Origin of the sequence: Paenibacillus jepli (genome assembly GCF_047238105.1) — a bacterium.
GTDB lineage: Bacteria > Bacillota > Bacilli > Paenibacillales > Paenibacillaceae > Paenibacillus_D.
This window is the reverse complement of record NZ_JBDFMD010000001.1, coordinates 17,083-38,784: the sequence shown is the minus strand read 5'-3', so window position 1 is coordinate 38,784 and position 21,702 is coordinate 17,083. Positions and strand designations below refer to the sequence as shown.

Here is a 21,702-nt window from a genome sequence, read left to right as displayed (position 1 = left end):
ACGAGATTGGAGCAGGTCTTATTTTACTTAGGATTAAAGTATCTTTGAGTAAACGATTCATGTATAATGATTGGTAATGATTTTATGAGGCTGGCCGCTATTGGTCATGATCTGATATACCAACAGACAGGGGGAATTGGGATGCGACGGCGCTTTGTCATAGAAGCGGTGATGATTGCGACATACGGACATCTGCTGGTGCCGGTGCGTCCGGTTGACTATGTGGTGCCGTACTCCTCGATCATGGAGCTCTACGATATGCACGAGAGCCCGGAGCAGGTCATGGAGGATCCCATCGAGGACAAGCATGTCAAGGTAAAGATCGGCGAACTGATCGCCTTCTTCCAGGATCCGCTCAACCGCAAAAAAATCGAACGCGCCCTGCAGATGCCATGGCGCGAGAGTCCGCCGCTGCTCTTAAGCGAGATGATCTCCTTTACAGTCGTCTTGGCGGTAGACAATGAACAATACGGGGAGCTGTTCGATCCGATCGAGACAGAGCAGATCCTGACTGCCGCCCGAATGGAGATCCCGATGCTCTCCGATCAGATCGATCTGCAGGATCGGATCATCGAAGCGGCGGTACCTGTGCAGATTTACGATATCGAGGATTTTGACTTTGCCGTGGAAGAAGGCGTCACTGAGGTCGACTGGGAAGTGTCTCGTGATTAGCTGTCTTCCCGCAACATAGATAAAGTTAGGGGGAGAAGCATGACGAGTTCGGCGAATGAACGGGGCGAGATCCTGCTTACCCCGCACCAAGAGCATTTATGGACACGACGGCTCCAGGAGCTGCAAGACTGGATGCAGGCGCCCAAGGAGCGGAAACGGGGCAAGCGGATCGTCCAGCTGGGAGAGGAATGGGTCGATTGGGAGCTCTATCCGGCGCTGCGTCTGCTGAACGACAAGGGCATCGACACCGAATTCTCATGCGCAGGCGTCAGTTGCGCCGACGAGCCGCATGATCATTCTTTGTACGCCTATGTGACGATCCCGTACAGCACGAAGGCTGAATCCTTTATCCGGGCGGTGATCCGGCGGATGCGTCACCGGGTATGCGTCACGTATGAACCGATCCGGCACCGTTACGATCTGTCTTCGATGAGGATTACCCAGAATCGGACGTTCTGCCTGCTGCTGCATGCATGCGCGCGCGATTTTGACCGCAGGGGGTAACGAAGGTTGCGGGCCGCATAGAGTGAGGGGGAACTGGGATGCTGGCAAGCCTATTGAGTATCATAGGTTATCTGATCTTAATCGTTACGACTGTGTTGACGCTCTCGGGTGTATATCCAGCGCTCCTGCCCGGCTTAGTCGGCGGGATGGCGCTGATCGCGCTATCCCGCATTCTCACCCATGTCGAACACATCAGAGATCACTTGCTTGGTATTCCGATGAGCCGCCAGACGGTTCAAATGCTGGAGAGCAAGGCAAGCAGCTATCTGGTAGCGTCCGAGTCTCTGCAGCTGCGGCCGAGCGAAGCGCCCGAGTACAAGCTGCTGCAGCTCAAGGATGAAGCTTACATCCGGGTCGACTTGTTCAAAGCTTATGTCAAAGAGCATGTTAATTATCAGTATACGTTTCAATTTCCCGGAGAGGAACCGCTCGTCCTGGACTGCGCTGAGAGTTATATGCCGGAAGCGGATCTCTTCCAGATGCACCACAAGGTATATGTGAAGCTGTCGTCGCTGCCTGTGCGGTGGAATATCCGCTGGGAGGGCCTCATCATCGAACATGAATCGTTTAACCCGGCGAATAATTAATGACGTGAATTAATAAGAGAAACAGACCTGTCAGGCTACTGCCGGACGGGTCTGTTTTTATGGTAAAGAAGAAACACGGTAATGAGTTGACATAATTATTATTATGATTATCACCAGCAGTCCGCTTTCCATCATCAGGAAAGGTAAGGTATAATAGGGCGGACTATGTAAAGACAGAGGAGTGGATACGATGGAGCTTGCAGCAATCCGCGATCTGGCGGACCGGATCCGGACGAATGTCGGAAGAGTCATCATCGGCAAGGATGAAGTAGTGGACAAGCTGATGATCGCTCTGATCACCTCGGGCCATGTGCTGCTGGAGGACGTGCCGGGCACAGGCAAAACCTTGCTGGCCAAAGCGATGGCCAAATCGCTTGCCTGCGAATTTAAGCGCATTCAATTTACACCTGATCTGCTGCCGACCGACCTCAGCGGCATTCAATTTTATAACCAGAAGACCTCGGAGTTCGAATTCCGTCCGGGTCCGCTATTCTCCCATCTGCTATTGGCGGATGAGATCAACCGGGCGACGCCGCGGACGCAGTCCAGCCTGCTGGAATGTATGGAGGAGCGACAGGTGAGCGCAGACGGTGTCACTAGGGCACTGGAGCAGCCATTTCTCGTCATCGCTACGCAGAATCCGGTCGAGCATCAGGGGACATTTCCGCTCCCGGAAGCGCAGCTGGACCGCTTCCTGTTCAAAGTCAGAATGGGCTACCCGACGACAGAAGAGGGGTTGGATATCTTGAAACGCTTCAAATCCGAGCAGCCGCTGGGAACGATCCAGCCCGTAGCTGCGAGGGAAGAGCTCATCCAGGCTCAGGCGGCCTACAGCAGCGTTTATGCCGGGGATGACCTGCTGCGTTATCTGCTGGAGCTGATCGAGCGGACTCGCAGCCATGCCGATGTGACGGTCGGTGTCAGTCCGCGGGGCAGTCAAGCCTTGCTGCGGGCAGCGCAAGCGCATGCTATCCTGCAGGGAAGGGATTATGTCTCGCCCGACGACGTCAAGGCGATGGCCGTCCCGGTGCTGGCGCACCGGATCGTACCAGCCTCCTCTGTGAGGAGCCGACCGGGGGCGGCCGAGAAGCTGATCGATTCGCTGCTCTCCGAAGTGCCGGTGCCCGCCGAAGAGCAAGTTTGAGAACGGGATGTGATGCGACGTGCAAATCCACTGGCTGATTCTTATCGTAGCCGCCCTCGTCCTAGTACAAGGGCAGATCTTCTACCGGCTGGGGCAAAAGCGGCTGACGTACACGCGGACGTTTAGCGAAACGGCATGCTACCAGGGCGATCGGATCGAGATGGTGGAGCGGATCGCCAATCGCAAGCCGCTGCCGCTGCCGTGGCTGCGCATCGAATCGATGCTGCATGCCGGCATGCGCTTCCAGGCCCAGTACAATCTGGATATCAGCAATGGTCAATTTGTCCAAAATCATAAAAGCTTCTTCAGCCTGCTCCCTTATACGCAGGTCACGCGGCGGCATCAGGTCACCTGCACGAAGCGGGGCGTCTACCGCATCCATGCGGTCTCTCTGACCTGCGGAGATATCTTCGGCGTCTTCAACTCAAGCCGCCGGCTGCAGTTCGACTCGGAGCTCGTCGTCTATCCGGCGCCGCTGCCTGCCGAGGATCTGCGCATCCCGTCCCAGAGCTGGCAGGGGGATATTACAGTGAAGCGTTGGATCGCCGCCGATCCGTTCATGATCGCAGGCGCCCGCGAATACCGCTCCGGCGATTCGCTCAAGGATGTCAACTGGAAAGCGACCGCCCGGGCAGGCGCGCTGCAGGTCCATCAGCACGACTTTACGGCGGATCAGCGGCTGCTGATCCTGATCAATATCGAAGATCATGAGCGAATGTGGGGGACGGTCCGGGAGACGGAGCGCGTGGAGCTGGCGATCCGTTATGCCGCAGGCTTGGCGCAGTATGCGCTGGCCCAGGGCATCGAGACCGGCTTCGGCATCAACGCCCGTCTGGAGGAAGGACCAAGAGAGCCGGTCCGGAGCGAGCCTCGCAGCGGCGCCGATCAATTGGATGCGCTACAGGAGCTGATGGCCCGCCTGGTCATTGAGCCGAGTACGCCGTTTAGCGACATGCTGGAGGCTGAAGCGGTGCAGGCAGGGCGGACCTATGATTATCTGCTGCTCTCCGCCTTCGTCAGCGACAAGATGACGACAGCCATCGAGCGGCTGCGGCGGGGCGGCCACCGGGTAGAGGTGCTGGATATGACCGCGCTGCCGGCGGCAGACGATTCGTTCGAGACGCCGGACCATGCAGCAGCGGCCGTACCTGCCGGCAGCGGAGGAGGGGAAAGCGCATGAAGGAGCGAGTTCTCGCAAAAGCCGGCTTGACGACGCTGCAAGGCATTGTCGAGACGCTGTTGTTCTATCCGTTGATCCTGCTGTTCGCCGTCTACCTGCTGCCCCAGCCGCAAGTCTGGCTGTGGAGCGCCGGGCTGCCGCTGCTGTTCGGCGCCGGTCATGCCGCCTATGTATGGCTGAAGCTGGATAAGGTGTACAAGCTGCTTGCAATCGCTCTGCTTGTCGCTGCGGCGTGGAGTGTGATCTGGTTCGGCAGCAGCTGGCTGGCAGCCGTTTCCCTGTTGTTTGCTATCCTGGCTTTTATCCGTGGAGCCCGTGGCGCGGAGCAGGAGTGGGAGGCGCGCTTCCCGATGTCGGCGATGTTCGCGGGTATGATCCTGCATTTCATCCTATCTGTGGCGACCGTGTTCCGCTCCGAGCTACATGCCTATCTGTGGTTGATCGGCGTATGCGGACTGTTGGCTCTCGCAGCTACGCTGTATTGTCTCAACGCGGAGGCGGTCCGCCAGCAGACACTCTCCGGTCAGCGCAAGAGCGCAGTGCCTGGCTCGGTCAGCGGCTTGAATCGGTTGCTGGTCCTAGTCCTGCTGCTGGCAGCAGTAGCGATCACGATGCTGCGGACGATTCAGGAGGCCTTCGAATGGCTGCGCGGCCGGATCGTCGCGCTGCTGCAGCTGCTGCCCTCCCGAGAGGGTGACGCTCCGGTAGAGCAGCCGACGGCCCCCGAGATGCCCGAGCCGCCGATGCTGGGCGAGGAGCCGTCCGAGCCTTCGGCCCTCATGCAATGGCTGGAGCAGGCGGCCATGATCGCGGTCTATGTGCTTCTCGGGCTCCTCGTGCTTTACGGCTGCTACGCGCTCGGTAAACGTCTGCCCGGTTGGCTTCGCCGCTTGTATCAAGCGCTGACGGCATGGATCAATCGGGGAGAGCGTCAAGGCGAAGAGCTGGGCTATGTCGACACTGTCGAGAGTCTAATCCAGACCAGGGACAGCGGACCGGGCCTCGGCGGACGACTGCGGGACCGGCTGTCGGCATGGAATCGCCGCAAGCCCCGCTGGTCCGATGACATGACGAACGAGGAACGCGTCCGCTTCCTGTACCGCCGCTGGCTGCAGTCGGCCCGCAAAGAAGGCTACGAGCTCAAGCCGCATCTGACGCCGCTGGAGACGGTCGCCGATATCGAGCGGTGGCGCAGCCGCAGCAGCCGGGAGGACCTGCCGCTCACCAGGCTGTACGAGCAGGCGCGTTACGGCAGTCATCCCGTGAAGGACAGTCAGGTCCAGGAGCTCAAACATATGATGGAACAGTATCTGAGCTGATCCGCCTCAACAGCAAACCCGCCGCTGTCTTGGTCAACGGCGGATTTGCCCGCGTTCGGAGATGGGTAGCGGCGGAGTTAGCCGCAGACACGGTTGCGGCCTTGCTGTTTGGCTCGGTAGAGGGCAAGATCCGCCTGCTTGATCAATTCGCTCAGTTCATCCGCATGAGCCGGGTAGCTGGCGATGCCGATCGAGACGGTGATGTGGATTGGTTTGGCATCCGGGAGCAGGAAGGAGTGGCTGGCTATTGCCAGTCGGATGCGCTCGGCAACTGCTGCCGCTTCGGGAAGAGCAAGTCCCGTCAGCAGGATAGAGAACTCTTCGCCGCCATTGCGGGAGACGATATCCCCGGGACCGGCGTGATCATTCAGCAGTGTAACCACTTGTTTGAGTACAGCGTCCCCGGCTATATGGCCATAGGTATCATTGACCTGCTTGAAGTAGTCAATATCGATGCTCAACAGGGAGAATGGCTGTCTCGATTGCCGGGCCTGATCCTCCATCGCATGGAGCTGCGTATCGAAATGTCTGGCATTGCCGGCTCCGGTCAGGAAATCCCGGGTGGCCATGTTCCGCAGCCGACTCATCGCGATATTGGAGCGGCGCAGATGGAAGTAGAAGTGATAAAACACGAATGAGCCAAGGCAGGCGGCGAACCAGAAGGCCGGCATCACTTCCAGCCAGAAAAAATGCTGCTGGTTCGGCATCAGCAGATAGATGACAGCGGACGTCTGCAGATGCGCGTACAGGGTCATCACCGTCAGCTTGAACGGCGATTTGAGCTTCCACGTAGACACCCATCCGCACACAAGCGCGACGAGCAATACATTGCCGCCTGCCGCCAGAGAAGCCGGATTGAGGTCGAAGAACAGGACACGGCCCAGACCAATCATTACGCCGGAGATCAAGGCCGGCAGCGGCCCGAAAAACATCGCAATCAGCACCAGCGGTACCGTTCTGAGGTCGATGATGATCATTTCGTTGATCCGCACCGAATAAATCATCAGCAGAATTCCGAGCAGCCCCCCCGCCAGACCGGCAGTCCAATGGAGGATGAGCGCGGAGCGGGGTGCGAATCTGGGGTGGGTCATGATATAATTAATCACGTATGTAAATGACATAATAATGCAAAGGTTGGCGAAAAAATCTTTCATCAAAGTGATTCCTCTTCCCGATGTTCAATTGACAGCAGCTGTATGGACTACCTATAATATATCATCGTTCGCGGCAAGCTTCTATAGAAAGATCGCCGGCTCAGGCAGGGATGCGCAGCCAGGTGTCGAAGATTTTAAATCATGTTTGTGTCGTAATTTGTCATTGCTTGCACAGTTGCAATGGTTACAAAAGGGGATGCCATGAACAATTATCAGCAGACATTATACAATCATATGAAGCAGCAGTTTGATGCATGGTTCGCCCAGCAGGGCACGCCTATCAGCAGCGAAGAGGTATATCGCTTCCTGCACTCGCTGAGCGGTACGGCCGGCACGATCGGGCTGCTGCAGTTGTCTGCGGCGGCGCGAGGACTGGTGGACTCGCTTCAGGAGGGGGACGCCGACGAGTGGGGACTTGATGAGCTGCAGCTGTTCCTGCAGCCGCTCGCGGACGCGTGCCGGGATGACATGGAACCTGCAGCGAGCAGCGACATGCCGCTGGCGGATGCGGATGAGCTGCCTCCCGTCGTGATCCTCTTGGACAAAGATGAGGATCTGCTGAAGCGCGTCCAGGAAGTGATGGGTAGACGGGGCTACATTATCATCGAGACCGGCAGCGCGGAGCTGGCAGTCCGGCAATATCACACGCTGAAGCCCGACTGTCTGGTACTGGACCATCTGTCCGGCGGATTTGATGTCTTGCTTGCGCTCGAAGAGCAGCTCCAGAAAGAACCTGTCCCGGTGACCATTATCGGCTCGGAGGATCAAGCAACGCTACGAATTCAGGCCTACCGTCTGGGAGCGGATGATTATCTCGTCAAACCGCTGCAGCTCAGCGTGATGGCTGCGGTGCTGGAACGGCAGCTGGCGAAGAAACGTCAGGTCGATAGGCTGCTCATCACCGATGAACGGACTGGGGCGATCCGCCAGTCGAGGCTCGAAGACGTATATGATGCCCAGCTGCTGCAAGCAGGAGCCGCGGGCAGACCGTTTGGAATGGTCTTGATTACAATGGAATGTCTGGAGGGAATTCGTGCAGGATACATTGACTTGCCGGGCGAAGAGACGCTGCAGTCGGTAGCGGCCTGGCTGATAGACAAGACTGTCGGTAGACGCGGCGGCAAGGTCATCCGGTACAGATGGGATTCATTTGTCGTCTTGCTGCCGGATGCGGGAAGCGAGGCGGACACCAGGCTGGCAGCGGATTGGCGGCGCGAGCTGGAGAAGCTGCCGCAAGTCAAGGAAGCGCCACTGCAAGTGCTTGTCGGCGCCGTTGTGGTCGATGAGCCGGACCGTCCTCTGGGTTACTGGATGCTCCGCCTGCACGAAGCCATGGCTCCCGATGGCCTGGCAAATACGGAACGATATCATAAGAAATGAGGCTGACAAGATGAAATCTATCCTGCTCGCAGAGGATGAGCCGGTACTGCGGATGCTCGTTGTGGATTCTCTCGAAGACGAAGGATATGCGATCGAAGAGGCATGCGATGGCGAGGAAGCGATCGAGCTGATCAAGGCCAATCATTACGATCTGATCATCCTGGACTATATGATGCCCAAGATGACCGGAGTGGAAGTGATCGAACAGGCCAGACAGCTGCCAGAGCGGGCAGGAGCGAAGATCCTGATGCTCTCCGCCAAGAACCAGCAGTCTGAGCAGGACAAGGTGATGGCTGCAGGGGCGGACGGATTTATGTCCAAGCCGTTTAGTCCCTTGGATCTGATCGACAAGGTTGAGGAGATGCTGCGTGGATAAGCTGAGCAGTTACTACCGCAAGAGCATCACCCGTCGGTTCATGTCCTTCATGATGCTCGCGCTGCTGTTAATCCTCTGCGGAGCTGTCTTCGTGCTGTGGAGCACGGTGAACATCATCCAGGATTATGAGCAAAAAAGCGACGAAGTCCGCAAGAAGCAAGATCTGGTATCCGAGGTTGCTAATCATGCCAATCAGATCATCCTGCGGACGCGGGGCTACTATGTGTATCAGACTGAATTTGAGTACAATCAGATCTTCTCGGAGAAGCTGGAGCTTGACGCATCGCTGGCAGGTGTTAAAGAGCACACGCTCAGCGATTCGGAGCAGGAGCTGATGCGCAATATTGAGGACTTCTTCACATCCTTCTTCAACGACGTGCTCCCGCAAGGCATCGAATATGCCAATGTGGGGAACTATGAAGCGCTTCGCAGCTTCATCTCGGCAGAGGCAGACAACCCGGTCAACGACCTGCTGTTGTTCTCCCGAGACTTCGAGAAGAAAGTGCAGGAGATTGCGTCCGAAGAAAATAGAAAGCTGATCAATCAATTAACTGTACAAGGCGGAATTTTTCTCGGGTATATTTTACTGATCCTGATTCTATCCATCTTCATCACGCGCAGGATCGCAACTGATATTGGCCATCCGCTCGGTCAGCTGTCCAATCAGGCTTCGCGGTTCGCGTACGGCGAGATGATACAGGTCGACTATGTAAAGCGGGAGGATGAGATCGGAGGTCTCTCCCGCGCCTTCAACGATATGATGCAGCAGATCCAGTCCAAGGAAGAGGAGCTGCTCTCCCAGAACGAAGAGCTGCAGGCGCAGCAGGATGAATTGCAGGCGCAGCAAGAAGAGCTTCAGTCGGCCCTGGAGCAGATGGAGCGCAATGAACAGTACCTGGAGAAGCGCAATATGCTCGTCCAGTCGTTATCCAATACGCTGAACAAGCAAGAGCTGCTGCAGAGCGTCATCCATCATGTCGTGACGATTACAGGATTTGAAAAAGGGTTGATCGTCATGAACAATCCACAGCATGATTATGCGGCCATCGGCGTATCCGCATCCGGCGCGGCCCAGTTCATCCGGACATTGGAGGACGGTCTCGTGATGCGGGCTTCGCAGACGAAGGAACCGTATCAGATCACGCGCGCTTGCTCGGAGTCCGAGCAGGGGTATCATGAGCAGAAACTGTATGCCAGTGAGCTGGTCATCCCGATCCTGAACGCAGACGATGAGATGGTAGCCTGTATGATGCTGACCAAGCTGGGCCAGTCGATCGACAAACAGGAGCAGGCGGAGATCGTTGGCATGGCAAGACAAGTGTCGCTTGCCTTTGACAAGCTGTCGCTCTACGAATCCTCCGAGAGGCAGCGTCAGATGACCTCGGATATGATCAATACGATCCAGGAAGGGGTGCAGTTGCTCGATCTGGATGGCCGTACGCTGCAGATCAACAAGAAGATATCCGAGTTTTTCCGTTTTCTTAAGCCGATGGGGGAGCAGATGGAGCTGCCGTTGGCTGCATTCCTCGATCAGCTGGCGACCAATGTGGTCGACCCGGAGCCGCTTAAAGACTTTATCATGGAGCGTGTAAAGGATGAACACTGCCATGAGACCAACTGGTTGAACTATGAGATCATCGAGCCGAACAGGCGCTACATCCAGATCTACTGCGAGCCGCTCTATCGCGAAGGTGTCAAGTTCGGCACGCTGCTGGTGCACCGCGACATAACCAAAGAATATGAAGTGGACCGCATGAAGTCGGAGTTCGTCAGCACGGTCAGCCATGAGCTCCGCACGCCGCTTGCAAGTGTACTCGGCTTTGCCGAACTGTTGCTGCACCGGGAACTCAAGCCGGAGCGGCAGCGCAAATACGTGTCTACTATCCATCAGGAAGCCAGGCGGTTAACGACGTTAATTAATGATTTCCTTGACCTGCAGCGGATGGAGTCGGGCAAGCAGACCTACGACATGAAGCCGATATCATTAACCTCATTAATTAAAGATGTCATCGAGCTGCAGCGTATCGGCGCATCCAACCATGAGATCGTATGGGAATCGGACAGCAGACAGATGATCATGCTGGCAGACCAGGACAAGATGCAGCAGGTGTTTACCAATCTGCTCAGCAACGCCATCAAGTATTCGCCGGGCGGCGGCCGCATCATGATCCAGACGCAGATCCTGCCCGGGCAGCTCGTCATCCGGATTAGCGACGAAGGATTGGGTATACCTGATAACGCTTTGCCCAAACTGTTTAATAAGTTTTACAGGGTAGATAACTCGGACCGCAGAGAGATCGGGGGCACCGGGCTGGGCCTGGCCATCGTCAAAGAGATCATCACCCGTCATAAGGGAACGATCGAGGTCGAATCCAAGCTCGGCGAAGGGAGCACCTTTACGATCCGTTTTCCGGTGCAGGAGACGCAGTCGCGTATCGAGGATGCCGGCGAAGCAGCCGAAACGCTGTCCGAAACTTCGATCAAGGTGATGTTGATCGAGAACGACTACAACTTGTCGATCATGCTGCGCGATGAGCTGCAGGCCAGCGGGTTCCGCGTTCATCTTTATACTCAAGGTCAAAAGGCGCTGGAAGATATCGAGTCGCTGCAGCCCGATATCGTGGTCATCGACCTGCTGCTGGAGCCCGATACGAGCGGATGGCATGTCATCGAGCAGATGAAAAAATCCGAGTCGCTGCAAAATACGCCGATTATCATTTCCAGCGCATTTGAAGAAAAAGAAAAAGCCGCGCAGTGGGGAATCAGCCATTTCCTGGTGAAGCCTTATCTGCCTGGCCGACTGACCGCAACGATCCATCAGATGTTGCGTAGAAGCTAGAGGGGGATGGTGGTCATGAAAGCATATCGAGGTGCAATGTGGTCGGTACTGCTGCTCGCAGCGATGCTGGCCTCGGCCTGTTCCAACGATCCGCCGCCGGAAGTGAATGAACCGACCGATCCGCCGCCCGGACAGACAGAGACAGAGCCGGAAGAAACACCCGATCCCGAGGCGGAGGACGAGGCAATCATCCGCGCCTTCCGCGAAGAGATCCGTCAGGCGGAAAGCGCTGGCGAGCTGATCGCTTTTCTGGATGAACATCTGTCCCGGGCAAGCGGTGAAGCTGCAGATGTGCTCTTCCTGGAACTGGAAGCCTATTATGCGGAAGATCTGCCAAAAACGCAAGGGCTATTCTTGATGAATGAAGTCCAGGAGAAGTTCTCCATCATGGGAGATCCGACTACGGTGACGGAGATCACGGATCTCGAGCTGCGGGAGATGGCCCGCAGGGCGGAGAGCGGACATTATGTTCTCGTCCAGATGGAAGGTGAAGTGTATCCGATCATTGATTATACAGCCCTGGAGAAGTACAGTCCTTTACTCTCACAGGAATTGCGCGACTATCTGCAACTGATGGCCATGGAGACAGAGCACCAAAAGAAAGGCGAACCCGACTCCGCACATACGCTGGACGGTCTGGCCGAGCGTGCGGTCACTGCTGAGCAATATTTGGAGCGATATCCCGATGGCCTGAAGCGGGAAGACGTGCTGGAAGGTTACGCTGCCCGGATGGAGAGGCTGTTGTTCGGGATGGCTAACGGACCAAGGTTCGATCTGGATAACGGGGTGATCTATGATGATTATCTGCAGGCGTTCCAGCGGATCAGCCAGCGGCATGGAGCCACCTATACAGGGTCGCTTGTGCAGCGGTTCGTGGAGCTGCTGGGCGAGTCCGACCAGAAGATCATCATCGTGAGCGCAGATGACCGGCGGGATGTGCCGGCGATCGCTGAGCTTAGAGACGGACTGGCTGAGGAGATTCGCAAGAAGTACGGTGCGGAAGACGTAGAAGCGATTGACGCTGATGAGCCCGAAGGAGCTGAGGATGCTGAAAACAGTTAAGGCATAGATGGCTTCGAATGACGGAGACTCTCTGAACAGTTCGCGCGAATGGATTAACGTCCTTAATCATAAGGAGACTGGCAATGTTCAAGATCAAGCAACTTCTCAGGCGAATCCCCTCGGATGATTCGCCTGCTTCGATGTCTGCGGCGGCAGGCAGCAGCGCCATGGCGCTGCTCGCCCTGCATGAGCTGGGGAGCAGCATCTATACCGGACTCGGGTGGGCGATTGACAACCTCCTGACTACTCTGGTCATGGCCTTGGGCCTCTCGGCCTTGCTATTATTAGCATACATACCTGCTTTTTTGTTGGCGCTGATCCCGCTGCGGCTGCCCCGGCTATGGCTTGGCATGCTCCTGGTCATGCTGAGCGGACTGTCCTACCTGTTCACATTTGCCAATATGAAATGGGTATGGGGCGGGTTGCTGTTGGCGGGCTTGCTTGCACTTGCCGGTTCATGTACCGGACTATTCTTCTATTGGCTGATTCGGCGTCCAGATACGGTATTCAGCCGCTCGATGGTCGTTTTGAACGGGCTGGTACTTGTCGTCCTGTTCTACATGGCGACAGCAGCTAGCGGGCTGCACGTCTCCTGGCCGCGAGGAGCCATCGCATCCATCCCTGATACACCGCTAGCCGGGCTCGCTTCACCTGCGGAGCATGGTTCTTATGAAGTGACTTCGCTGACATATGGCAGTGGGGAAGACCGATTTCGCCGGGAATTCGGAAGCGGGGTAGATCTTGTGACCGAGCCGGTAGACGCCTCGGCATTCATCACCAAGTGGAAGGGACTGCGCACCTGGTACTGGGGTTTCGACCAGCATGCCCTGCCCATGAACGGTCGCGTGTGGCTGCCCCAGGGCGAGGGACCCTTCCCGGTCGTCCTGATCGTCCATGGCAACCACACGATGGAAGATTTCTCGGACGGCGGTTACGGTTATCTTGGCGAGCTGCTCGCCAGCCGGGGCTTCCTGACCGTCTCGGTCGATCAGAATTTCGTCAATTATTCGGTGCTCTCCGGGCTGCCCAATGACGATTATATCCTGCGGGCCTGGCTGCTGTTGCACCATCTGCGGACGATCGATGAGCTCTCGCAAGCTTCGGGTACCCTGATGAGCGGCAAAGCCGATCTGTCTTCGATCGCGCTGATCGGTCATTCCCGGGGCGGTCAAGCTGCGGCGCTTGCCGCTGGCTACGAGGCCTACTTCACCGTGGCGGACAAGGAAGAGTATCTAACGGGTCTTGAATATGACATTACTGCCGTAGTGGCTATCGCACCAACCGACAAAAAACTTGAAGAGCGCAACTTGAGATTTAATGACCTTAATTACTTGACGATTCATGGCGCTAACGACTCCGATGTGACGTCCTTCGACGGCGAGCGGCAGTACAGCCGGATCGTCTATCCGGCGGGCAGCACGACCTACGCGTTGAAATCAGCACTCTATATCGATGATGCCAATCACGGACAGTTCAATACAGCCTGGGGACGCATGGATATCAAGCTGCCGCTGCGCTGGCTGATGAATCAGCGGGAGATCATGCCGGGCAAGGATCAGCGCCTGATTGCACAGACGTTTATCAGCGGTTTTCTGGAAGTGACGCTTCATGAGGATCGGCGTTATGTGCCGTTATTCCAGGATTACCGGCTGGGCGGCCATTGGCTGCCCGATACGACCTATATCCAGCAATTCCAGGATAGCGAAATGATTAACATCGCTAACTATCAAGAGGATACCGATCGGGCTACCGGGAGCAGGCGCGGGGTTGAGCTGCATGCAGAAGGGGTAACGCGATGGGAGGAAGAAGACCTGAAGAATCGGCAGGGCGGATCCAAGCATAATAAGGTGCTGTTTCTCGCGTGGGAAGAAGCGGAGGGGTATTATGAGCTGAGGCTCCCTTCGGGGTTGAGTTCAGCCGTGTCAGAGACTTCGGAGCTGGTCATGGCGCTTGCTCCGGCTTCACCGGAGCAACCATCGCCGGACTTCACGGTTGTCCTGACAGACAGACACGGGAGCAGCGCTGCGCTGCCGATGAGCAGCCTCCGCGAGGTCAAAGAGCTGCTGCACAACCGCTTCCTGAACGGCGGACCGCTTAACCGCTGGATCAAGAACGGCAGGCTGCAGCCATCATCGGAGATTGTCATGCAGGACTACCGGCTGCCGCTGGCAGCCTTTGTCGAAGCCGTCCCGTCGCTGGATCCATCCCGTCTCGTCAGCATTCGTCTGGTCTTTGACCAGAGCGAGGCCGGCGAGATCGTGCTCGACAATGTCCGCTTCCAGCCGGGAGGGATCGGCGTCACTCCTTGAGATGGTCGATCGCTTCGGACATTGTCTTGTCGGTAAGATGGGCGTAGATCTGCGTCGTCTCCGGTGATGCGTGTCCGAGCTGCTCCTGCGTTTTATAGATATCGTTGCGCAAGTAGTAGTCGGTGGCGAAGGAATGACGCAGCTTATGGACGGAGAGATACGGTTTGCCGAAGCGCTTGGCGTATTTGATCACCATCTCCTGGATCGCCCGCTTCGTCATGCGCGAGCCTTCCTGCCTGCCGTTGGCAATGGCCAGGAACAGCGCTTTTTCGCGCCGCGGCGCTTTGTAATGGCTCTCGCGGATCCGGAGATAGTCTGTCAGATCATCCACCGCCTCCTGGCGGAAGTAGACAGGAGACTTGAACGTGTCGTCGTTGTCGCCCTTGCGGTAGACATAGACGACTTTTTTCTTGAGATCGATATCCTCGAGATTGAGATTGACGAGCTCGGATACGCGGAGCCCCGAGTTCAGGATCAGGATGATGATGCAGGCATCCCGCACATGGTTCTGTTCGTAAGCGTAAAGCGCTTGCTTGTTCTTGACCACATCCAGCGGATACTGGCGTTTTACATAATCGATGAATGCATAGATCTCTTCTTCCTGCAGCAGCTTGCCTTCGAGCTTAGCCGCGGTGTCCTTCGGCTTGTGGGTCCGCTTGATCGCAACCTTGGCCATGACGTTGCGCTTGAGCAGGGGATAGAACTCATCATCCTCGGCGATCTGGCTCAGGTAGTGGAACAGCGAGCGCAGCGAGGAGAGCTTGCGCGAGATCGTTGTCCGGCTGTTAGTCGTATCTTTGAAAGCCGATAGGAACATCTTGTAATTATCAATATTGTCCATATGGAGTTTCTCCAACTCGAGCAGTTGAATATCACGGTTCGTTGTTGCTTCGGATAGCCCTTCGGCCCGCAGCCAGTTGAAGAAGGTCTCGTAATCCCGGACATATTCCAGCAGCGAGGAAGGGGAGAGATCGGGCAGCTTGTAGTTGATGAATTTCTCCACATACCAGGGCATCAGCGGCGTTCGTTTGTCGAGCTCTTGCCGGTCTTTAATTTTAAGTATATTCACGTTCCATCACCTCACTTCCCTTATCTTAGCAGTCTGGGGGTGGGAGTGTAAACTGAGAAAGAGAAGGTTTACATAATTTTAATTACGGAAACTCAAATTTTAATTAACGGAATAAGTTAACATAATATTAATTACGTTTAAATTAGCTTGTTTTTTGATTTTTCTTTTCCAAACCTTTTATTCACTACTTTTGATCGGATTGTCTGAAATAAACATGATATTTCATATTCATTTAAAGCATGAGCCAATAACTACCTCCTCCTGCGTCTGTTGAAGGATTATCCCAGCAATAACGAGTAAAGAGGTGTTAGTGGAGTCCCTCAGAAGTGTATACATATAAAAGGGCAAGCTATTGGGAGGGGGACCCTCTGATCAATTACGCAAAGGAGAGAGCAACTTATGAAAGTACTCATCATCGGAGCAAACGGTAAAATAGGACAGCTCCTGGTCAAACAAATGCTGGCAGATAAACAGCATGTGCCGGTGGCAATGGTGCGCAAAGAGGAGCAGGCAGCGTCCTTCAGAGCGCAAGGTGTAGAAAGTGTATTGGCCGATCTTGAAGCACCGGTCGAAGAGATCGCTGAGGCGGCCCGGACCTGCGATGCCATCGTCTTCACGGCGGGTTCAGGAGGCAGCACCGGCGCGGATAAGACGATCCTTATCGACTTGGATGGGGCGGTCAAAGCAATGGAAGCCGCTGAACAGGCAGGTATATCGAGATTTGTCATCGTCAGCGCTCTGGGTGCGGAATCAAGGGAACGCTGGTCAGACAGTATCCGTCATTATCATGCGGCCAAGCATTACGCCGACCGGATCCTGGAATCCTCCGAGCTGATCTATACCATCCTGCGACCTGGCGGACTGCTGGATGATCCCGGCAGCGGGCGTATCTCGCTCAAGACTCCGGCCCATGAGGGCTCGATCCCTCGGGAAGACGTGGCGGCAGTCATCGCAGCCGTTCTCGACAATCCCGCTACGTATCGTAAGTCCTATGATCTTGTGTCCGGTTCGGATTCGGTCAGCGAGGCGCTCGCACGCTTATAGTGGGGAGCAAAGCATATCAAATCCAAGTCTGTCATATGCGCAGGCTTGGCTTTTTTTGTAAATTTACTGGAAAAATAATGGAATGATGAAAGAATGAATGGATCTTCATGAAACGAGGGATAGTGGATGAACAAAAGAAACCGAAAAATGATCGGACGTGACAAATGAACATTCGTCTGTTGAAGGACTCTGATGCCCAAGTTTATAGAGAGGTAAGGTTGCGTGCATTGAAGAATGACCCCGATGCATTTGGATCAACGTATGAGCATGAAGAAACTAAACCGCTGGGGCACTTTATAGAAAGGATACACCATACAAAGGATCAATTTACATTGGGATGTTTTGACGACAGTAACACATTAGTTGGCATTGTCAATTTTTCACGTCAAAACAGGCTTAAGACCGCACATAAAGGAAATATTTACGGTATGTACGTAGAACCACAATTTCGAGGACGGGGGTTAGGTAAAGCCCTTATATCAGCCTTGATTGAAAGAGCTACAAAAGAATGTGAAGGATTGGAACAGATTCATTTGACGGTGGTGTCTATTAACAAATCAGCAAAACGCTTATATGTCTCGCTGGGGTTTGAAGTTTACGGTATGGAACCACATGCATTAAAGCTTGATGAACAGTATTTTGACGAAGATTTAATGATGTTACGATTGCGACATATAAACTGAAGGGGACAATAGTTGAACGCATTAACCCCCTGAACTCCATCATGGAGACAAGGAGGTTAATGCCGGTGTTGCAGCAATATACTAGCGGCTATTGGTCCGGCGCTGATACGATTCGGCATAAGCGCCGCGGCGGAAATGGAGGATCGGATCGTCCGATAATTCTACGCCGGGGACAACCGCAGTCGGGTCCATCAACAGGTCGTCCGGTTCCTTGATCGTTTCGAGGATATCGAGCCGGCCGGCATGGATCCGTTCACGGGCATCTGGCCAGGCCTGCGTACTATCATCCGTCGGATCTCCTTCTTCACCCAGGACAATGCTAAGCGAAAACGAAGCGGGCCGCTGCTGCAGTCTCTCATGCATCTCTTGCTCCAGATAGTCCGCAGGCTTGGCTGCCGCTTCGTGCAGCGATAGGGTATCCACGCCTGCATCGGGCAGCCACTCGAACTTCACCGGACGACTGCTGCCGTCCGGGGCGATGAGATAATAGACATGGATCGTATAGTACCGGTTAGTGGCATAGCTTGACGGTGGCAGGAGCCGCTTAACGGCGAGCAGGCTTTGCTTGCTCTCGCTAAAATGCTCTGCCACTTCCTTGAAGATGTCGAGCATGGACAGATGACCGGCCCGGCCCTTGTGGACGGCGCGCACCAGATCGAGGAAGGACTCGGGCGTCCGGGCAAAAAACACGGGCAAAGTCACTCCGACCAGGTATGTCTTCCGGCCGCCCGGGATGTGGAATTGCACCGCCATGCCTTTAGCCGGGGAGAGCAGGTCAGCAAGTGCCGGATCGGTCGAGCTGCCGGAGAAGCGGACGGTCGCGTCCAGACTGCCACCCTGCAGATGAGGCGCTGTTGTCAGCGCCGCCGCTTCTCCGCTCGGATGGAAGACGGCACGATAACAGGCGCCTTTGGCATGCGCACGCCGATATCCCGGATGGGTGCCCGACAGACCTTCGATGGCGTCGATAGACTCTGTAGCGAGAGGGTTTATGGAATCGGTTGCATGTTGTGTTGGATTCATCCGTACAATCACCTCATTCATCGAATTATGCAGTATTGGGAAGGGTGTGTATCGTTGTTGTATAGGTCAATGGATATGAATAGTGTGACTTACGTTTGTTTACCCATATCGATGATGAGCTATGCACGAGTGAAGCGGGAAGTTTAAGAAATTGTGTGACAACCCGAGCAATCCGACAGTTTTGCAGTTGGCCGGTTGCTATTAGTTAACATAATTAAAATTATGTAATTTATATCTGAGGTGAAATTGTTGATTGTTGTGAGTCTATCTTTTGGATATAGTTCATCAGTCGCGACATGGCCTGGAATTGCTGCCCGAGCTTGCCATTAAGCTGACTGAGCGCCAGGTGGAAGGCCCGCTCGACGTTGGCCATGCTCTGGGTCTCCAGTTGGTCGAGAAGCTGCTTCATAGGCTCGATAAAATAGACGGTCTTGCGCAAGCTGCTAATGACGATAATCTTGCGCAGCTCCGGCTCTGTAAATACGCGATACCCGTTGTCCGGGTTGCGCTCGGTCCGGATTAATCCTTCCTTCTCCCAGTGCCGAATCGCAGACGGATTGACGCCAGCTATCTCGGCCGCCTCGCCAATCGTTATAGGCAGATGAGCACGCCCCTTGGTGTAGGACGAAAAATCCGACACTTCGATCATGCGTACCACGGACTCCACGCGCCACTTTTCCACCTGCAGGTGATGCTGCTGTTCGTTGACAAGCCATAGCGCATCGGTGCTGCGGCCTTGTTTGACCAGTCTCATGGTCTCGTAGGCAATCGGGATCTCATACCCTCGGAGCAATGCGCGGATGGCCATAAAGGCACACAGATGAAGCGAGGTATATCCTCTGCGGTTGCTGGTAGTCCTCGGTACGTCAGGGATTAGCCCCTGATCCTCATAGCGGCGCAGGGTGGTCGTGCTGACCTGCAGTCGCTCGGCCATCTGCTTCGGTGTGTACAAGTCAGTCTCCATGGCATGTGCTCCAATCTTTAAAGTATAACCTTCAACTGCTACAACAATATTTAATCCAATTGAGCCAACAAAATCAAGGGTCATTACCGATCAAACCGAAAGATTGCATCCATGTTATATGATGGAGATATCTCATAGAGGGAGGTATCACTTATGATCCAATATGTAAAGCTGGCAAACGGTACGGAGATCGAAGCGGGGTTGGCAGGCGATCCGTCCGCGCCGACGGTTATGCTGCCTGTTGCCAAAAAGACCGTCTATGGCAAGGAAGCCGAGGCGTTATCCGGGTGGGGAGTGGACCCGGCGCTTGGGGAGCATCTTATCGATGGGCTGAAGGATACGTTTCAAGTGTTGTTTTTCGACTATGAAGGGCACCTGATGGCCCATCCCAATCCGGATGGTCTGACAGCAGAGCAAGTGGCTGCGGATCTGCTGCAGATTGCGGATACGATGGGTGTAGAGCCTTTCAGCTACTATGGCTACTCCTGGCTTGCACTGGCTGGGCTTCAGCTGGCCATCCGCACGGACCGGTTGGCTGGTCTCGTGATGGGCGGGTTTCCTCCGTATGAAGGGCCTTATAAGGAAATGATGACGGTGACGGAGCATTCGTATCGGCAAGCAGTAGAGCAAACGTCAGTAAGTGAGCCGGCCTCTGAGTATATCGGAGATCCGGATGCATATGACTGGGATCAGGTCTCGGTTGCCCTTCCTCCGGATACGGCAAAGCAGTTTATGACATTGTACCAGAGCCTGACGGCCTTCGATGATCGATTGATTCAGGAGAAGCTGTCGATGCCGAGGCTCGCTTTTGCCGGAGCGCAGGATACGATCGTCTATGGCGCCAATTTTGGAGGTGTGACGGTCGATATCGCCGGTATTCTGCGCAAACATGTGGAACGGCTTCGGCAACTGGGATGGGAGGTAGAGATCGTGAACGGAAGCGGGATGGATCATACGCAAGCGATGCAGCCAGCGGTCGTGCTGCCGATCCTCAAGCCCTGGCTCATCCGGATGCTGAAGAGTTCGGAACGGACAGGATCATAATGGTCAATCTCATCATTTGGTTTGATGTTAAAGCTAGCTTTGTGCTAAGGTAGATGTATCAGAACATGAGAGGGTGACCCAAGCCAATGATCTACTAATCCTGTCCGGTAGCGGTTCGTGCATGAACCATGCGATTATGCGGGATAGGATTAGCTTTGGCTTTTTTGGTGTGCACTGCACGATCTTGCTTAAAGTTAAAGGGCAAGATGTGTCCTTGTGCTGCGATGCCGGCTTCCTGTCCAGTGAAAAGGATGAAGGAGGTTTTTTTTATGCGGTCAATGGAAATAAAAGAATATGACTTGCAGCGAACAGGGGCGATGCCCTATGGCATGACTTCAGGGAAGAACGGGGAGGTCTGGTTCACGGAGCACAAGGGTAACCGGATCAGTCGGATTCATCGTGACGGGACCATCGATTCCTTTCCCATCCCTACTGCACAAGCAGGTGTGATGTGCATCGCCGAAGTTGCTGGGGAAGTGTGGTTTACAGAAAATCATGCCAATGCCATTGGGAGAATGAATACAGTGGGGAAGTATACCAGGTATGAACTGCCGGTACCCCAAGCTGCACCATACGGCATCACAGAAGGACCAGGCGGGACGATCTGGTTCACACTCATGAACGTTGGCCAAATCGGACGGTTGAAAGCAGACGGGGAAATGCAGCTATTCGATCTGCCAGATCCGAAGTCGTATCCGTCTTTTATTACGATAGGTCCGGATGGTAATATGTGGTTTTCAGAAAATCGGAAGAATACGATCGGCTGTATGAACACAACCGGTGAAATCGTCCAACGCTTTAGGATTCCCACAGAAAGCTCAGGTCCTGTAGGAATCACGAGCGGACCGGATAACGCCATATGGTTCGTAGAGATTGTTGGCAATAAGATAGGAAAAATTACGATTAGCGGAAGCATAACGGAATACGAATTGCCAACGGCAAATGCAAAGCCGCATGCCATAGCTGCAGGACATCATGATGATCTGTGGTTCACGGAATGGTCTAACAATGCGATCGGCCGGATCACTACGCAAGGTATCATCACCGAATATCCGATCCCGACAGCCAATGCTGAGCCTCACGGTATCGCTGTCAGTTCCGATGGCGATGTATGGTTTGCTGAAGAATGTGATCAGATCGGAAGATTGATATTGTTGAATGAAGCATCCATAGATAAAGCATAGATTGAAGAAAATTAACTAAGGAAAACCCAGGCAAGCCGAAATCGTGCCTGCCTGGGTTATTCAGATATACTTTTGCACAAAACCCGTATTTTGTACATATGTATTAAGATCGGTTTATAGCCCCTATGATGCGTGTCTAATGACACAAACATACCCTTATTTTTG

General features: G+C 54.7%; 19 protein-coding genes. 15 read left to right on the top strand and 4 right to left on the bottom strand.

Annotation, left to right across the window (positions count from 1 at the left end; all coding sequences use genetic code 11):
* Positions 1 to 141: 141 nt before the first annotated feature.
* From ABC336_RS00195 to ABC336_RS00170, 6 genes are all read left to right on the top strand, one after another.
* The gene (locus ABC336_RS00195; RefSeq protein ID WP_413236730.1) at positions 142 to 672 is read left to right on the top strand and encodes an ADP-heptose synthase; all 531 of its coding nucleotides are present in this window, start codon (positions 142 to 144) and stop codon (positions 670 to 672) included.
* Between the two features lie 39 nt (positions 673 to 711).
* Positions 712 to 1,176 (top strand): hypothetical protein, encoded by a 465-nt coding sequence (locus ABC336_RS00190; protein WP_413236729.1) that lies wholly within the window; start codon positions 712 to 714, stop codon positions 1,174 to 1,176.
* A 38-nt stretch (positions 1,177 to 1,214) separates the two neighbouring features.
* On the top strand, positions 1,215 to 1,763 hold the full coding sequence (locus ABC336_RS00185; protein WP_413236728.1) for a hypothetical protein: 549 nt from the start codon (positions 1,215 to 1,217) through the stop codon (positions 1,761 to 1,763).
* A 190-nt stretch (positions 1,764 to 1,953) separates the two neighbouring features.
* Positions 1,954 to 2,907 carry an AAA family ATPase gene (locus tag ABC336_RS00180; RefSeq protein WP_413236727.1) on the top strand — a complete coding sequence of 318 codons (954 nt, stop codon included), beginning with the start codon at positions 1,954 to 1,956 and terminating at the stop codon, positions 2,905 to 2,907.
* A gap of 19 nt (positions 2,908 to 2,926) precedes the next feature.
* On the top strand, positions 2,927 to 4,087 hold the full coding sequence (locus ABC336_RS00175; RefSeq protein WP_413236726.1) for a DUF58 domain-containing protein: 1,161 nt from the start codon (positions 2,927 to 2,929) through the stop codon (positions 4,085 to 4,087).
* Entirely contained in the window at positions 4,084 to 5,406 is a 1,323-nt protein-coding gene (locus ABC336_RS00170) for a DUF4129 domain-containing protein (RefSeq protein ID WP_413236725.1), read from the top strand. The genes ABC336_RS00175 and ABC336_RS00170 overlap by 4 nt, the downstream gene beginning before the upstream one ends.
* Before the next feature lie 77 nt (positions 5,407 to 5,483).
* Here the strand turns inward: ABC336_RS00170 and ABC336_RS00165 are convergent, their stop codons facing one another.
* Entirely contained in the window at positions 5,484 to 6,560 is a 1,077-nt protein-coding gene (locus tag ABC336_RS00165; protein ID WP_413242401.1) for a diguanylate cyclase, read from the bottom strand.
* Between the two features lie 201 nt (positions 6,561 to 6,761).
* Here ABC336_RS00165 and ABC336_RS00160 point away from each other — a divergent pair, with 201 nt between their 5' ends.
* The 5 genes from ABC336_RS00160 to ABC336_RS00140 all read left to right on the top strand — a co-directional run bounded on the left by ABC336_RS00160 (position 6,762) and on the right by ABC336_RS00140 (position 14,526).
* Positions 6,762 to 7,940, top strand: coding sequence for a GGDEF domain-containing response regulator (locus ABC336_RS00160; RefSeq protein ID WP_413236724.1), 1,179 nt, complete (start codon positions 6,762 to 6,764; stop codon positions 7,938 to 7,940).
* A 10-nt stretch (positions 7,941 to 7,950) separates the two neighbouring features.
* Positions 7,951 to 8,316, top strand: a complete 366-nt coding sequence (locus ABC336_RS00155; RefSeq protein ID WP_413236723.1) for a response regulator transcription factor — start codon at positions 7,951 to 7,953, stop codon at positions 8,314 to 8,316.
* On the top strand, positions 8,309 to 11,155 hold the full coding sequence (locus ABC336_RS00150) for an ATP-binding protein (RefSeq protein ID WP_413236722.1): 2,847 nt from the start codon (positions 8,309 to 8,311) through the stop codon (positions 11,153 to 11,155). Before ABC336_RS00155 ends, ABC336_RS00150 begins: the two co-directional genes overlap by 8 nt.
* A 15-nt stretch (positions 11,156 to 11,170) precedes the next feature.
* The gene (locus ABC336_RS00145; protein WP_413236721.1) at positions 11,171 to 12,217 is read left to right on the top strand and encodes a type 1 glutamine amidotransferase family protein; all 1,047 of its coding nucleotides are present in this window, start codon (positions 11,171 to 11,173) and stop codon (positions 12,215 to 12,217) included.
* Positions 12,218 to 12,300: 83 nt separating this feature from the next.
* Positions 12,301 to 14,526 (top strand): alpha/beta hydrolase, encoded by a 2,226-nt coding sequence (locus ABC336_RS00140; RefSeq protein WP_413236720.1) that lies wholly within the window; start codon positions 12,301 to 12,303, stop codon positions 14,524 to 14,526.
* On the opposite strand, the gene xerS is transcribed toward ABC336_RS00140, so the two are convergent.
* Positions 14,516 to 15,595 carry a tyrosine recombinase XerS gene (gene xerS, locus ABC336_RS00135; RefSeq protein WP_413236719.1) on the bottom strand — a complete coding sequence of 360 codons (1,080 nt, stop codon included), beginning with the start codon at positions 15,593 to 15,595 and terminating at the stop codon, positions 14,516 to 14,518. The genes ABC336_RS00140 and xerS overlap by 11 nt on opposite strands.
* Positions 15,596 to 15,994: 399 nt before the next feature.
* Here xerS and ABC336_RS00130 point away from each other — a divergent pair, with 399 nt between their 5' ends.
* Positions 15,995 to 16,639, top strand: coding sequence for an SDR family oxidoreductase (locus ABC336_RS00130; RefSeq protein ID WP_413236718.1), 645 nt, complete (start codon positions 15,995 to 15,997; stop codon positions 16,637 to 16,639).
* Between the two features lie 164 nt (positions 16,640 to 16,803).
* Entirely contained in the window at positions 16,804 to 17,322 is a 519-nt protein-coding gene (locus tag ABC336_RS00125) for a GNAT family N-acetyltransferase (RefSeq protein ID WP_413236717.1), read from the top strand.
* A gap of 81 nt (positions 17,323 to 17,403) precedes the next feature.
* Here ABC336_RS00125 and ABC336_RS00120 read toward each other — a convergent pair whose 3' ends face one another.
* Both ABC336_RS00120 and ABC336_RS00115 read right to left on the bottom strand, forming a co-directional pair.
* Positions 17,404 to 18,345 (bottom strand): catalase family peroxidase, encoded by a 942-nt coding sequence (locus ABC336_RS00120; protein ID WP_413236716.1) that lies wholly within the window; start codon positions 18,343 to 18,345, stop codon positions 17,404 to 17,406.
* A gap of 229 nt (positions 18,346 to 18,574) precedes the next feature.
* Positions 18,575 to 19,309, bottom strand: a complete 735-nt coding sequence (locus tag ABC336_RS00115) for a MerR family DNA-binding transcriptional regulator (protein WP_413236715.1) — start codon at positions 19,307 to 19,309, stop codon at positions 18,575 to 18,577.
* Positions 19,310 to 19,462: 153 nt separating this feature from the next.
* Between ABC336_RS00115 and ABC336_RS00110 the strand changes: the two genes are divergently transcribed.
* Both ABC336_RS00110 and ABC336_RS00105 read left to right on the top strand, forming a co-directional pair.
* Positions 19,463 to 20,353 carry an alpha/beta fold hydrolase gene (locus ABC336_RS00110; RefSeq protein WP_413236714.1) on the top strand — a complete coding sequence of 297 codons (891 nt, stop codon included), beginning with the start codon at positions 19,463 to 19,465 and terminating at the stop codon, positions 20,351 to 20,353.
* 278 nt (positions 20,354 to 20,631) lie between these two features.
* A complete protein-coding gene (locus ABC336_RS00105) occupies positions 20,632 to 21,537 on the top strand; it encodes a Vgb family protein (RefSeq protein ID WP_413242400.1) in 906 nt (301 codons plus the stop codon).
* The last annotated feature ends 165 nt before the right edge of the window (positions 21,538 to 21,702 follow it).

What these genes read in the sequence shown, in the direction of transcription:
- ABC336_RS00195 (WP_413236730.1), top strand. Translation starts at nt 142, where the DNA reads ATGCGACGGCGCTTTGTCATAGAAGCGGTGATGATTGCGACATACGGA.
- ABC336_RS00190 (WP_413236729.1), top strand. Translation starts at nt 712, where the DNA reads ATGACGAGTTCGGCGAATGAACGGGGCGAGATCCTGCTTACCCCGCAC.
- ABC336_RS00185 (WP_413236728.1), top strand. Translation starts at nt 1,215, where the DNA reads ATGCTGGCAAGCCTATTGAGTATCATAGGTTATCTGATCTTAATCGTT.
- ABC336_RS00180 (WP_413236727.1), top strand. Translation starts at nt 1,954, where the DNA reads ATGGAGCTTGCAGCAATCCGCGATCTGGCGGACCGGATCCGGACGAAT.
- ABC336_RS00170 (WP_413236725.1), top strand. Translation starts at nt 4,084, where the DNA reads ATGAAGGAGCGAGTTCTCGCAAAAGCCGGCTTGACGACGCTGCAAGGC.
- ABC336_RS00165 (WP_413242401.1), bottom strand. Translation starts at nt 6,560, where the DNA reads ATGAAAGATTTTTTCGCCAACCTTTGCATTATTATGTCATTTACATAC.
- ABC336_RS00160 (WP_413236724.1), top strand. Translation starts at nt 6,762, where the DNA reads ATGAACAATTATCAGCAGACATTATACAATCATATGAAGCAGCAGTTT.
- ABC336_RS00155 (WP_413236723.1), top strand. Translation starts at nt 7,951, where the DNA reads ATGAAATCTATCCTGCTCGCAGAGGATGAGCCGGTACTGCGGATGCTC.
- ABC336_RS00145 (WP_413236721.1), top strand. Translation starts at nt 11,171, where the DNA reads ATGAAAGCATATCGAGGTGCAATGTGGTCGGTACTGCTGCTCGCAGCG.
- ABC336_RS00140 (WP_413236720.1), top strand. Translation starts at nt 12,301, where the DNA reads ATGTTCAAGATCAAGCAACTTCTCAGGCGAATCCCCTCGGATGATTCG.
- ABC336_RS00130 (WP_413236718.1), top strand. Translation starts at nt 15,995, where the DNA reads ATGAAAGTACTCATCATCGGAGCAAACGGTAAAATAGGACAGCTCCTG.
- ABC336_RS00125 (WP_413236717.1), top strand. Translation starts at nt 16,804, where the DNA reads ATGAACATTCGTCTGTTGAAGGACTCTGATGCCCAAGTTTATAGAGAG.
- ABC336_RS00120 (WP_413236716.1), bottom strand. Translation starts at nt 18,345, where the DNA reads ATGAATCCAACACAACATGCAACCGATTCCATAAACCCTCTCGCTACA.
- ABC336_RS00115 (WP_413236715.1), bottom strand. Translation starts at nt 19,309, where the DNA reads ATGGAGACTGACTTGTACACACCGAAGCAGATGGCCGAGCGACTGCAG.
- ABC336_RS00110 (WP_413236714.1), top strand. Translation starts at nt 19,463, where the DNA reads ATGATCCAATATGTAAAGCTGGCAAACGGTACGGAGATCGAAGCGGGG.
- ABC336_RS00105 (WP_413242400.1), top strand. Translation starts at nt 20,632, where the DNA reads ATGGAAATAAAAGAATATGACTTGCAGCGAACAGGGGCGATGCCCTAT.